Below are 12,760 nucleotides of genomic sequence, written 5' to 3'. Positions count from 1 at the left end.
ATTACAGCGTGTTGGCGAACTTCAGCTCATCTCCTGGTCGCTACAAACCACGCCGACGAAACCCGTAGACGTGGTTCGCGCTGCGAGTTTCTCAAGAGTGCTCGGAACCTCTCAACCTCCTTGCCCATCCGTCAGGATCCAGTCTTTGGCGCTCGCCAACACCACATCCTTTCCCTCGGCGATATCGGCGGCGGTCTCGTAGACGGCGCTGTCAGGCAGCACACCTCTGTCCGCTTGCGGACTGACGGGGTACTGACCGATCAGCGGAAGGTCGATCGTCAGGCCGCTATCCGGCAGGGTGACGAAGAACACCGCTCCGGCATTGATGCCTTTGAGGTTTCCGCCGGTCTCGGAGCCGAACAGACGCGCTAGGCCGTGCGCTTTGATATGCCGTGCAAAGGTGAACGTGGCGGAGCTGTTCATCGCGTCGACAAGGACTGCCGTGGGTATGGTCAGTCTCGGCGCAACCGGCGTGATCGTGCGCGGCTTGCCCTTGGCCGAGAGGTCGTAGAACCCGTCATCGATAGGCGGAGCGCCCCGCCCGAGCCGCTTGAACCCGTTCCACGGCGCGAAGATGTAGGGGTCGAGCGCTTGAGGAGAACGCTGGAACCGCACCAGCGAACGGTAGTCGTCGAGCACGATGTCCTCATCCATCAGGCGCCGGAGAATGGGATCGCCGCAGGAAAGACCGCCTCCCACGCCTCGGATGTCGACCACCATCCCCCGAAGGCGCAAGGCCCTGTCGAGCTTCTCCGACAGCCAGCCTCGCCAGTCCCAGGACGTGTTGAAAAGCGCCCAGTTGGGCATGGTCAAAGTGCCGATGCCGTTCCGGTCCTCGTCGCATGTCCAGACCGCTTCACCGTTTTCCGGCTCCGGCGGCAGAATGGCCAGCCGCTGCTCGGCACTGATGGCAGGCGCGCGGAGGGCGCGTTCGCTGCCGTCCGTGCCGCGGACACGAAGATCGAACGCGCCGTTCTCGGGCGGATAGAGCAGGCCCTGAAGGATATCGAAGGTCTCGAACGGAGCCCGGCCCTGAACTTCGAGTGCGGCCCTTCGCTTGCCGTCATTGCCGCCATCCGCTCCGACGTAGCGCACCAGCCGTTCGAGCATAGCCCCGGCTGGCACGCCGTCGATCGAAAGGACCACCGTACCGGGGGTCATGCTGGCCTCCTCGGCAGCGTCGGTCACGACCATCTCGCTGCCCAGCCACTTGAACAGGAACGGCAGGCGCGTTGGGCGGCGATAGACGAGGTCTCGAACCTTCTCCGACTGATTGAACGGGTTCACCACGGTGTGTCCGCAACGCAAGGTTGCTAGAAAGGCGGTGAGCTGCAGATACTGCTGCTCCAGCGAAGCATCGGAACCGAGCACGGGCTCGAGGTTCGTCAGGCCGCGTTCCACCTCGTCCGGGGCCGCATACCGGTAGACCCCTGGATGGATCGACAGGGCAAGCCGCAGGACCTCGACGTCCGATAGCCGCTCGGCAGGTGCTCTCGAGCACGCCGTGGAAGTGCCGAAAAGCGGCAGGCAGGCCGCCATCTGAAGAAGGTGCCGCCGATCCATGAAGAGCCTCGCTACCTGCTGACCGAGGAGGTTCTGGCCGAACTTGAGCAGTGCCCGCGCCTCAGATTCCGGCGCGCAGCTCGTTCTTTTGGTTTTGAGACACCGCAGCCCGGTAGGCCGTCGGGCTCATGCCGAACGACTGCCGAAACACCCGGTTGAAGGTCGCCTTCGAGCCGAAGCCTGCCTCCAACGCGATGTCGATCAGCGCCCTTTCATCGCCAGCTTCCAAGCGAGCAGCCACCACCTCGGCGCGAAGCCCGTTGACGAAAGTCGAGAAGTTCACCCCAAGGCCCTCGTTGAGGGCTCGCGACAGGTAGTGGGTGTTGGTGCCGAGGCGCTGGGCGAGCTCCGCAATGGTCAGATCCGGCTCTGTGGCCCATCCCTCCTCCTCGATCCGGCAGCGCCAGACCTGCCCCCTCGCGCTCCAGTTCTGCGCCTCCGGTGGGGAAGGCGGCGCCGGGCTATCGGCTTGCAAATCGCCCAAGCGAGGGAAGGTGAGCCGGCTATGCCTCCAACCCTCCACGGCGAGGTAGAGAGCGATGAGAGCGAGAGCGGCATGCAGATAGAGAAGACCCTCATATCCGAGCGGTACGAACAGGCCGACGCCCTTCGATAAGATGCCGGCGGCAAAAAGGGCTCCGCCCGCTGCCACCACGTTGCGCAGCCAAGGCAGCGCGAAGCGGGCATCGTCGCTTCTGCTGGCAGCGAGCGCAGTCTGGTAATGGCCGATGAGGTCGAGACAGAGCCAGCCATACACCACCATGCCGACGACGAACGCGGCATCGGTGGCAGGGTTCACGATCGGCGCGCGGGCCATCGACCAGGCGGTCTTGAGAGGTAGGGGTAGTAGGAAACCGCTGAAGAGAACCGCGAACTGTAACGCCGCAGGCGCCAGATGGAGGCGCCAGAAGCTCGGAAAAGCGCCCGTCACGAGTACCGTGAGGTATCCGTAGAAGAGCGGCGCGATCGCCAGGGTGATCGCGAACGGCGCCGAGGTCAGCTCCGGCCACCGGTCGTAGAAGCCTGCAAAACCGATGATCCAGGGCGTCACGACCCCCACCAGCACCAGAAGCAGCACGCCCAGAAGCTGATTGGACTGCCGGTGGGACGCCGTTCGGAAAAGCGCGAAGGCGATGAGAAGCGTCGGCGCAACGGCCATACCGAGCAGGGCCGTCCGCCAACCAAAATAGAGACCCTCGAACATCGTTCAGACACATGCCCCGGCAAGACTTGTTCGATGTATACGCCAATGCGCGACGAACAGGCTATGTCCCGCTTCTGCTAGCGAAGGCCTTCAAACTACTGAAGGTCGTCTCGATCGGGTCATCCAGCGATGCGGAGCCTCGAACGGCTCTGCTCAGTGCGGACGCAATCAGCCTATCAAGGTAGTTCGTCCCGCATATACACACATCGAAAACTTCTCGAATGAAATCGACAGCGTTTTCAAACGTGTTTGCGATATCGCAGTCGAACAACAGGCCACGCAGCTTTCGAAGGGCAGATGTGTTATCCTATTCGCAAAACATGGGGCCGTCCGTGAGAACAATCGAGCAGTTGAGAGCTCACCGCAAAGACGAAAGGCGGACCAGGAGCGGGTTCGTCGTGGCCTCCGATCTTGGACGCGGCTGGTCGCCTGCCTATTCCCGAGCGATGAGCGTGAAACTCGTTCGCGAGGGGGAGGAGTACTACGAGATCGGCCCGAAGCGGCTGCGTCTGCCCGCTGGTGCCCTCATGATCTTGGAGACCGAGCAGCCCGTGATCGGCGGCATTCGCGACCAGGCTGCCGGTCTCTGTCTGTCGCTTCCGCCGGACGCGTCGGGCGCCCGGCACAGCGCTGGCTCGGCGGGATGGGAAACGGGTTTTGTGCTGAGAGCCGAGGACACGAGACTCGGGCTGGCCCTGCAGGACCTATGCGACCGGGCACTGAAGGGGAGCGGCGACGCGGACTTGCCCGAAGGGTTCGGGCGGTGGGCCGAGGCTCACCTCCTAGCGCTGACCCAGCACTACGCGCTGACGGCTCCGCTTCTGGGCGGCGCGAAGGCCGCGACGGGGGCCGATCGGGTGAACCGCGCCAGCCATGCCAGGGTCTTCCTTGCCGACAACCGACACCGCAGCGTCAAGCTCACCGAGGTGGCCCGTGAGGTCGGCGTCTCGCCGTTCCAACTGGCGCGAACCTTCGCCGCGGCCTTCGGCGAGACGCCCATGGGCTTCCATCGGCGCCTGCGTCTCGAAGCGGCGAGGGCGGAGCTTCGCCGCGGCCTGTCGGTGACCGAGACCTCCGCGCGCCTCGGTTTCGGCTCCGTCAGGGCTTTCGGCAGAGCCTATGCGGCCTTCTTCGGTTGTCCCCCGAGCGAAGAGCCGCGAGGCGGCTGAGAAGGTACAGACTGTCGCAGGACAGTTCTTGCGAAACAGAACCCGCCCGGCTTTCGCCGATGCGTCACCCTTCTTATCGTTTTCCGAGATACCGCAGAGCAGTCTTGCGGCTCGGGAGGATAGAAGATGTTCAACGTTCGTCGCGGCGTTCCCTTTGCGGCCGCGCTTCTCACCAGCGTTTGCCTGTTAGCCTGCGCGACCGATGGGCCGCCGCTGGAGAGGGACGCGGTTCAGTCATCCCGCGCGGCCGAGCTGGGAGACTGGGGGGTGGAGCTCGTTCACCTCGATGCCGATGTCGATCCGGGGGACGACTTCTACCGCTACGTGAACGGAAGATGGCTCGATACGTTCGAGATACCAGGTCAGTACCCGTCCTATAACAGCTTCACCGTGACCTTCGAGAAGACCGAGGAGCGCCAGCGCCGGATCATCGAAGATGCAGCGAAAGCTGCAAAACCGGGTACGGTCGAAGAGAAGATCGGAGCCTTCTACAAGGCCTTTACCGACCGTGAGACCATCGAGTCGCGAGGGCTCGAGCCGATCCGCGCGGACCTTCAGCGTATCGACGCGCTTTCGTCGTTCGAGGCGGTGCTGACCTATCTTGCAACCCCCGGCACCTCTGGATCGTTGGCGTTCTCGGCCTCGGTCGGCGTCGATGTGAAGAGACCCGACCGCTACGTCCTCTATCTCAGCCAGGCTGGTGCGGTCCTGCCCAAAAGCTTCTACGAGGAGCCGCAGTTCGAGAACGCGAGGCAGGTTCTTCGCGGCACCTTCGAAGCCGTGCTCGGTCTTCTGGGTGAGGACGATACGGAGGCACGGGCACGGAACGTCTTCGAACTTCAGCAGCGCTTCGCGGCGGTGCACTGGAAGCCGGAGAAGAACCGCCGGCCCGAGCTGACCTACAACCTCCGGCAGGTCGGCGAGCTCGACGGCCTCGGGGAGCTGGACTGGCGCGGCTACTTTCAAACGCTCGGTGCCGGGCGGATCTCAGAGGTCGTAGTCGTGCAACCCGATGCGATCGCGAACGGGATCGACATCCTGCAAGCTGCGGACCTCGAGACCGTCAAGGACCACCTACGCCTAGCCCTTGCGCTGAGCTATGCCAGCATCCTGCCCGATGCGTTCGACCAGGCCTCCTTCGCCCTCACGGGCGCTGTGACGGGGCAGACCGAGCAGCGCGAGATGTGGAAGCGGGGCATCAGCGCCACCAGCGGCGCGCTCGGCGAGGCCATCGGCAGGGTCTATGTCGAGCGCCACTTCCCCGAAAGCTCGAAACGGCAGGTCGAAGACCTCGTCGGAAATCTCAAGGAGGCGTTCCGTATACGCCTGACGGCGCTCGACTGGATGGGTGACGAGACCAAGGCGGAGGCCCTGCGCAAACTCGACAGCATGCGGGTGAAGGTGGGTTACCCTGACGAATGGCGTGACTACTCAGGGCTGGAGGTGCGGCCGGACGATGCGATCGGCAACGCCAAGCGCTCGGCGCTGTTCGAACATGCCTATTCGATCGAGCGTCTGAAGGGGCCGGTCGACCGCGACGAGTGGGCGATGAACCCGCAGGAGATCAACGCTTACTACCGTCCCGACCTCAACGAGATCGTCTTTCCTGCGGCCATCCTCCAGCCGCCGTTCTTCGATCCGAACGCCGACCCTGCCGTCAACTATGGAGCCATTGGCGGGGTGATCGGTCACGAGATCGGCCACGGGTTTGACGATCAGGGCCGCGCCTACGACTATGCCGGTGTGCAGCGCGACTGGTGGACAGCGGCGGATAGCGAGGCGTTCACCACGAAGGCTTCCGTTCTAGGTCAGCAATATGCCGCCTACGAACCGCTGCCCGGTATCTTCGTCAACCCGCAACTGACCATGGGCGAGAATATCGGCGACCTGGGCGGCCTGTCGATCGCGCTCGAAGCCTACCGTATCTCGCTCGGGGGAGAGGAAGCGCCTCTGAGAGGCGGTTTCACCGGCGAGCAGCGGTTCTTTCTCTCCTGGGCTCAGGTCTGGCGCAGCCAGGACCGCCCGGAGTTCCTGCAATACATCGTCTCCGCCGACCCCCACAGCCCAAGCAAGTACAGGGCGAACGGCGTCGTGAGGAACATGGACGCCTGGTACGGAGCGTTCGAAGTAACGCCTGAGGACGACCTCTACCTTCCTCCGAAGGATCGGGTCTCGATTTGGTAGCGCATGAAAGCTGCGAAGGAGAACAGCATGGGTATACAAAGCAAAACTTGGGACCGAATGAACTGGCAGATGAAGTTCGTCATCTTCTTCGCCGGCTTCGGGGTCGGACGCATGATCTATGTGATCCTGAGCTATTACGGGGTGGTGGGCTCATGACCGGGCCGGCCATGCGGAAGAAGCCTCTTTGGCGCTTCGTCTTCGGAGCAGTGCTCATTCTCCAAGCCTTGTTCGAGTTCTCGAACATCGGGACCACGCTGGCCATCGGCGCAGGGACGATCGACGGCGAGGCCGTAGGTGCGACCGCGGCCCAGATCCGCTACTACGAAGACCTGGAGATCGTCGATCACGTCGTAGGCGCGGTCTACAGCCTGCTTCTTCTCATCACCGGGTTCCTGGTCTTCCTATGGTCGCCAAGAGCGCGTGACTTCATGATCGGCCGCGTAGGGCTTCACGCGCTCTACTTCCCGACACACCTCGTGACCTCCGACTACCTCGACGCGCTCGGAACGCCCGGACTGGTAAGTCTCGGCATAGCAACCGTCGTGCTTCTCATCGAACTGTTCGTGGTCCTGCAGATACATAGACGTACACCGACGGAAGACCTGGGACGCTCGGTCGTCGGTGAGGCCAATTGAAGGATGGATGGGAGGAGCTCATGATGAACAAACTGGTGCCTTCCATCGGTGTGCTCGTGTTGACGGCGTGTGCCAGCACACCGGTTGACCCTCCTTCCACGCCGCGTGGTTACGATCTGACGGGCAGTGCCTGGCAGACCCTCGATACCGAAGCCTACCCAGGCAAACGTGACGATATCGCCGTCGTCGACCGCGACCGCGCTTGGTACGGAACGGGACAGGGCGAGCTCTACGCCACGACCGATGGCGGTGCTTCGTGGAGCCTCGTCCGCCATCAGCCGGGCACGTTCATCAGGGCATTGGCTTTCCTCGATGATAGGACAGGGTTCGTCGGCAATATCGGTACGGACTACTATCCGGGCGTGTCCGATGACACACCGCTCTACCGAACCGATGATGGCGGTTCGACCTGGACGCCCGTAGCCGTTGACGGAGCTCCGATAACCGGCGTCTGCGCCATCGACATCCTTCGAACGGACCGGGTGTTTCAAGGCAAGCTCGAAAACCGGATGATCATCCACGCCGCCGGGCGGGTTGGCGGCCCTACCGGGATGCTGCGATCGGTGGATGGCGGCGAAAGCTTCACCTCGATCGACCTTTCGGCCCAGGCCGGGATGGTGCTCGACGTGGTCTTCCTCACCGAGTTCGAAGGCCTCGTCTTCGCCTCGACGGGGCGTGACCCCGCATCTACCGAAGGGCTGATCCTGCGGACCGAAGACGGCGGTGAGAGCTGGAGCGAGGTCTACCGTTCAGGCCGTCCTGGCGAGCTGATCTGGAAGGCGAGCTTTCCCACGGAAGAGACAGGCTACGCTACTGTCATGTCCTACGATCCAAGCAACCCCCAGCAGCTCGTCCTCAAGACCGAAGACGGCGGCAGGACGTGGACGGAGCTGCCCCTCGTCGAGAACGCCAACGCTCGGCAGTTCGGGATCGGCTTTGTGGACGAGCGGTCCGGCTTCGTCGGCACGATGGCCGGAGGCTTTCAGACCACGGATGGCGGCTCTAGCTGGCAGCCCGTACCGATCGCACCGGCCGCCAACAACTTCTCCGTGGTCGAGCATCCAGATGGCGCAACCATCTGGGCGATCGGCACGGAGGTCCAGAAACTCGAAGTCGAACGGCGTTAGGCGGGCTGCCTAACGCCAATCTGTCGACTTTGCTCGGTGAGGGTTCGAACCTTCCGGCGTGTATCGTCTGCCGCTGCGCCGTCAGCTCCTCTTCCTTCCCCTGACAAGCAGCAGCGCGAGCAGGAGGACTTCGGTTCGGCCCAGGATCATCCCTATCGTCAGGACCCAGATCGCCGCTTGGTGAGGCGGGTCTCCTGTCAGTCCTGCGGAAAGGCCCACCGTGCCTACCGCCGAGATCATCTCGAACAGGGCGTCCATGAAGGATGCGCCGAGCAGCATCATGAGTAGGGCTCCGACGATGATGACGATGACGAACCCCGCAAGCACGGCGAGGGTGATGCGGACGCTGTCATCGGGCCAGAACTCCCGCCGGGCGTGTTTGGCGATGTGCAGCACCAGTGCCGACAGCATGAGAAGGCGCAGGATCTTGACCCCGCCGCCCGACGAGCCGACATCACCGCCCACGAACATGTTCAGCATCAGGACCGATCGGCTGCTAAGGCTCAGCTCGTCCGTCGGCACGGTGTTGAAGCCCGTGGTCGTCTGCGCGGAGAGGGCGGTGAAGGCGCTGTCGAACCAGCTCAGATCATCGCCGAAGCGCAGGGTGACCGTGCTGACCATGGTCAGGGCGATAATGGCGAGGAGAACGGCACCGAGCTTGCCTAGCCGCTCCCTTCTCTTGCCGTCGGGCATGGTGAGATCGGTCAGGGCCAGGGCGCTGAGCGTGAAGAAGAGGGCGAGGACGATCACACTCTCGCGGCTGAGGATGGCGGCGCTGTCCGCATGGGGAGCGAAGCCGCCGGTGGGTGTGGCCGACAGGCCGAAGAGGACGGCGTTCTTCGCATCGGTGCCGGTGACGAGGAGACCGACGATGACGAGCGCCGTCAGCCCGGTATAGGCGGCGAGGGTCACGAGGCTCGCCTTTTTCATGTCGCGGTCATCGGCCTCGACGTTGAGAGCGCCGATATCCTTGCTGGCTTTCATGGCCGGTGAGAGCACCGCTGCGACCAGCGCGATGATGGCGTAGCCGCCGACCCACTGGCTCCATGATCTCGTGAAGAGAACCGGAAAAGCGAGGTCTTCGGGCGCGCTGTAGCGTGAGAGACCCGTCGAGGTGATGCCGGAAACACCCTCGAACACCGCATCGGTAAAGCCCAGACCACTGACTAGATAGACCGGCGCCAGGAGGACCCCCGCCAGGGCGAAGGTCAGGGTGACGGCGGCGACGGACTCGGCTGCCGAGGTCTCCTTCGGGGGAGGGCGTCGGCGAATGGCGAGGCTAGCTCCGATACACGGCACGATACCGGCGACGAGCACGAGCGCCACGCCGACCTCGCGGCCGAACAGAGCCACGAGGAGGGCAGGGGTGAGAAGAAGGACGAGGGCCGGGCCGAACCGCAGCGCCAGCAGCAGAACGGTCCGTAAACGAAAGCGGCGCTCCATTCAGGCTGTGATACGCTTTCTCTCATCGCTGGTGAGTGCCTGGTCCCCGCCGACCTCGATGGCCGAGGGGAAGCCCTCATAGGCGCTGCGCATCAGGGCCACCCGGCCCAGCATCACGCCGTAGACGAGCTTCGAGAAGATGTCGGCGAGGGTGTAGAGCGTCTGGCGCACGACGACACCGTCCGCATCCGGCTGCCAGGCCGGCCATCCGTAGGCGAAGGGGTAGAGGGTCCAGGAGACGATCAGCAGGATACCCACATTGCGCAGCTCTTTACGTGCCCGCACCGGCATATCGCCATGGGGGTTCAGCGTGACCTTGATGGTCAGGTAGACGATCCAGGCGTAGAAGACCGAGCTGACGAGGCCCCAGATCCAGAACGGCATGGTGGAGCCGTCTTCAAGACCGGCCACCTGCGGCTCGTAGTACTGGCCGATATAACCCGTGAAGATCATCAGGAGACCGGCGGCGGTGAACTGCCACCAGTTCGACCAGAACTTCTGTCCTGCAAAGCCCGCGACGATGAGGAGCTGGGTCAGGAGCATCGGCACGTCGATACACCAGTTGGCGTAGCGGTAGCCGTTGGAGAAGACCTTCCCCTCGACCAGTGCCCACTCGCTGCCGTTATAGGCGAAGGAGCTGTCCCATCCGAGCCACAAGGAGAATATCTCGTAGGTGGCCGAAACCATGACGACCGCAGAGAGGTAGGAGCTCGCCCGGTATCGAGGCGCGACGTTCCTTGCGCTGAGGAGGAAGTAGACGAGCCCCGCGCCGAACACCGCAACCGTCAGGGTGAAGATGTGCCGGACATAGTCGAAATGCCAGTGCTCGAAGGTGAGGTAGTTCTCGATGTTCGGCATGGGTTGGTCCTTTAGTTTCAGGGCGTTTCACAAGAAAGGCGGGTGAGGGTACGAGGCGGGTACGGATCTTTACGGACCGGCGCAGACCTCGGCGTGCCGCCGAAGAGGATATGGGGAAAGGTCAGGACGGCCAGGCCGATGAAGAGGGTCGCGGTGGCCCGCTCGGGCGCAGCGACCAGGGCAGAGCCGACAACGGCCATCACCAAGACCCCTCCGGCTACGAACGGCCAGCAACGCCCCAGATAGTCCCGCAGCGACCCTGCGCCCATCCTGGTGCCGCGCTCGGCGGTCTGATGCAGGCTATGGACGAAGGCGAAGTAGAGCGAGAAGCCGACGAGCGGCGGAAACGGCACCAGACAGATGACGGAGCGAAGGAAACTGCTGCGCTGCCCTCGGTCGCGGACGGCGGCAGCGAGGCTCAGCGGCAGAGCGAGGAGACCAGCGATCTGAAGCAAGGAGGCGAGAAGGGCCGCACCCTCACCTTCCGCCCCAGGAAGAAGCGCTTCGAAGATCGCTTGTACCTCCGGCCGGTAGAAGATCGCCGGGCCGCCGAGGACCATCGTTCCACGAAGCCAGCCCTCGGGGCTGCCCAGCGCGCTCTTCCCTCTCAAGGGCGGCGGCAGGTCGTCGTGACCGAAATGGTAGGCGGAGAGAACCAGGAAGGCAGCCAGCCCGGCCAAAGGAAAGCTGACCCAGAAGAGATAGGCAGCCAGCGCCGCTCCGAGATAGGCCGCCAGGAACAGCGCAAGTCCTGCCTTCCCGAAGGCCGCTCGCCAACGCGGCGCTGCCAGTGCGGTGTCCGAGGCTCCGTGGGGCAGGCCGATCACGCCGATCAGCAGGAAGGCCGCCGCCAAGGTCCAGGAGCTCGGCAGCGCCGTAAGCGCCGCCCCCGCCCCGGCGAGCGCTAACAGGGCGAAGCCTGGGCTCGGAAGGCGGGGGAGAAGCGCCACCCGTTTAGGCCGTCTCGGCCGCCGTGGCGGCAGGTGCGGTCGTCGCGTGAGCCGGCACGGGCTCGGTTGCCGACCAGTCGGGGCCGAGGGCCTCGGCAGCGGGGGCGTAGCCCTCCGCAGCGCTCAGCCTCAGGACGAAGCGGGACAGGATGAGGCCGTAGACCAGCTTCGAGAAGACGTCCGCCACGGTGTACATGAACTGCCTGACCACCGCAGCCGCCGCGCCGTCGGAGAAGGCAGGCACCATATAGGCCAGGGCGTAGAGGCCCCAGAAGAACAGGAAGTAGGGGAACATCTTGTCCAGCCACGGGTGCAGAATGACGGGGGTGCGGCCCTTTGCGGCCTTCAGCTCCTTCTGCACCGCGATGACGAGATAGACGAAGGGCACGGTGGAGATCGCGCCCCAGACGAGCATCGTGGCGATGCTGGCCTGCTCGTAGAACTGGCCGACGAGACCCGTCCAGATCATCGCGATCGCGGCGAGGACCAGCTTGGGCAGCAGCTTGTGCATGCTGGCTCGGGGCAGCTTCAACGCGATCAGGAGCTGCGCCAGGAGGAGCGGGATGGTGATCGTCCAGTTGGCGTAGCGGTAGGCGTTGGAGAACACCTCCTGGCTGTCCCGGCGCCAGTCCTCGCCGGTGAAGACCATGGTCTCGCTCCATACCGAGAACTCGCGGAAGAGGCTGAGGCCCGCCGCCAGCATCACCACCGCGGAGAACCACGGCACCAGGCGGTAGCGCGGCGCGATCTGGGTGGAGGCGGCCAGGAAGTAGACCGAGAACGCAAGATGCGCTCCGTAGCCCACCATCAGCAGCACGGCGATGAGCTGGTAGGCCGGATGCGGAAACGCCGCGAAGTTTTCGATGTTGTGGTGAAGCGCGTCCATATGGGTTCCCCGCTAGGTGAGCGAGTCCATGAACGGGCCGCAGCGTGGTTGGTTCCTGGGTGTGCTTGATTCCTTCACCGATGTCCGAAATGCGTCACATGTTATGCGGGTGGAGGCCCTGCGAAACTAGCGCTGCGCTACGTTTCTCATCTCTTCGGTCATCACCACCTCGTCCACGCTCGCCTCCGCCGCCACCCGTGAGAGGATGCTGAACTGGCCGGTATTCTCGAGGACAAGAAACTCGATGGCGTCCAAGCGGGGAATGTCGTTCTGCCGCAGAACGGCGGCGATCTCCTCCTTCGTGATCCGCTCCGCCTGCATCGCCTTCTCGTCGATGACCCCCCGGTAGACGAGGACCCTCGGCGGCGATTTGACGATGTTCGACACCTTCGAGGAGCGGTGGGTCAGCTTGGTCAGGATGTACTGAAGGCCGATCAGGACCGCGATGGCGCTGACGGTCTCGGCCAGCTCGACTGTGTTGATGACGATGCCGGACGCGACGATGGAGCCCATGGCCACCGTCAGGATCCAGTCGAAATTGTTCATCTCGCCGGTCGTCCGCTTACCGCTGATGCGCACGAACAGGATCACCAGGCCGTAGATCAGTGGCGAGACGATGACGACTTCGGCGATCCCCTCCCAGTCTGCGAAGAATATCCGCTCTTTCTCGTCCATGACCTGTCTTCCGTGTCGGAGACTACGTAACCATCGGAAGAGTCTTACGGTTCCTGCCGCTCGGCA

Annotated in this window: 12 protein-coding genes; 5 read left to right on the top strand and 7 right to left on the bottom strand. The window is 63.8% G+C overall.

The window, feature by feature from the left end:
• Positions 1 to 111: 111 nt before the first annotated feature.
• Complete coding sequence (locus tag NOG11_RS04510) at positions 112 to 1,563, bottom strand: S41 family peptidase (RefSeq protein ID WP_256618491.1); 1,452 nt, start codon at positions 1,561 to 1,563, stop codon at positions 112 to 114.
• A gap of 61 nt (positions 1,564 to 1,624) precedes the next feature.
• On the bottom strand, positions 1,625 to 2,767 hold the full coding sequence (locus NOG11_RS04505) for a helix-turn-helix transcriptional regulator (RefSeq protein ID WP_256618490.1): 1,143 nt from the start codon (positions 2,765 to 2,767) through the stop codon (positions 1,625 to 1,627).
• Positions 2,768 to 3,213: 446 nt separating this feature from the next.
• On the opposite strand from NOG11_RS04505, the gene NOG11_RS04500 reads away from it, so the two are divergent.
• The 5 genes from NOG11_RS04500 (at position 3,214) to NOG11_RS04480 (ending at position 7,882) form a co-directional block, all read left to right on the top strand.
• Positions 3,214 to 3,936, top strand: a complete 723-nt coding sequence (locus tag NOG11_RS04500) for a helix-turn-helix transcriptional regulator (RefSeq protein ID WP_256618489.1) — start codon at positions 3,214 to 3,216, stop codon at positions 3,934 to 3,936.
• A gap of 126 nt (positions 3,937 to 4,062) precedes the next feature.
• Positions 4,063 to 6,120 (top strand): M13 family metallopeptidase, encoded by a 2,058-nt coding sequence (locus NOG11_RS04495; RefSeq protein ID WP_256618488.1) that lies wholly within the window; start codon positions 4,063 to 4,065, stop codon positions 6,118 to 6,120.
• Between the two features lie 27 nt (positions 6,121 to 6,147).
• Positions 6,148 to 6,276 (top strand): hypothetical protein, encoded by a 129-nt coding sequence (locus NOG11_RS04490; protein ID WP_256618487.1) that lies wholly within the window; start codon positions 6,148 to 6,150, stop codon positions 6,274 to 6,276.
• Positions 6,273 to 6,755, top strand: coding sequence for a hypothetical protein (locus NOG11_RS04485; RefSeq protein WP_256618486.1), 483 nt, complete (start codon positions 6,273 to 6,275; stop codon positions 6,753 to 6,755). Before NOG11_RS04490 ends, NOG11_RS04485 begins: the two co-directional genes overlap by 4 nt.
• Positions 6,756 to 6,775: 20 nt before the next feature.
• Positions 6,776 to 7,882: a WD40/YVTN/BNR-like repeat-containing protein gene (locus NOG11_RS04480; RefSeq protein WP_256618485.1), complete on the top strand. Its 1,107-nt coding sequence runs from the start codon at positions 6,776 to 6,778 to the stop codon at positions 7,880 to 7,882.
• Positions 7,883 to 7,963: 81 nt separating this feature from the next.
• Here the strand turns inward: NOG11_RS04480 and NOG11_RS04475 are convergent, their stop codons facing one another.
• The 5 genes from NOG11_RS04475 to NOG11_RS04455 form a co-directional block, all read right to left on the bottom strand.
• A complete protein-coding gene (locus NOG11_RS04475) occupies positions 7,964 to 9,325 on the bottom strand; it encodes a potassium transporter TrkG (protein ID WP_256618484.1) in 1,362 nt (453 codons plus the stop codon).
• The gene (locus NOG11_RS04470; RefSeq protein WP_256618483.1) at positions 9,326 to 10,183 is read right to left on the bottom strand and encodes a bacteriorhodopsin; all 858 of its coding nucleotides are present in this window, start codon (positions 10,181 to 10,183) and stop codon (positions 9,326 to 9,328) included.
• Positions 10,184 to 10,200: 17 nt separating this feature from the next.
• The gene (locus NOG11_RS04465; protein WP_256618482.1) at positions 10,201 to 11,133 is read right to left on the bottom strand and encodes a Brp/Blh family beta-carotene 15,15'-dioxygenase; all 933 of its coding nucleotides are present in this window, start codon (positions 11,131 to 11,133) and stop codon (positions 10,201 to 10,203) included.
• Between the two features lie 4 nt (positions 11,134 to 11,137).
• Positions 11,138 to 12,019 carry a bacteriorhodopsin gene (locus NOG11_RS04460; RefSeq protein ID WP_256618481.1) on the bottom strand — a complete coding sequence of 294 codons (882 nt, stop codon included), beginning with the start codon at positions 12,017 to 12,019 and terminating at the stop codon, positions 11,138 to 11,140.
• Positions 12,020 to 12,145: 126 nt separating this feature from the next.
• Positions 12,146 to 12,694, bottom strand: coding sequence for a DUF421 domain-containing protein (locus NOG11_RS04455; RefSeq protein ID WP_256618480.1), 549 nt, complete (start codon positions 12,692 to 12,694; stop codon positions 12,146 to 12,148).
• Positions 12,695 to 12,760: the final 66 nt, after the last annotated feature.

Source organism: Parvularcula maris (genome assembly GCF_024505085.1).
Taxonomy (GTDB): Bacteria; Pseudomonadota; Alphaproteobacteria; order Caulobacterales; family Parvularculaceae; genus Parvularcula; species Parvularcula maris.
The sequence above is the reverse complement of the archived record's forward strand: the minus strand, read 5'-3'. Positions and strand labels throughout refer to the sequence as shown.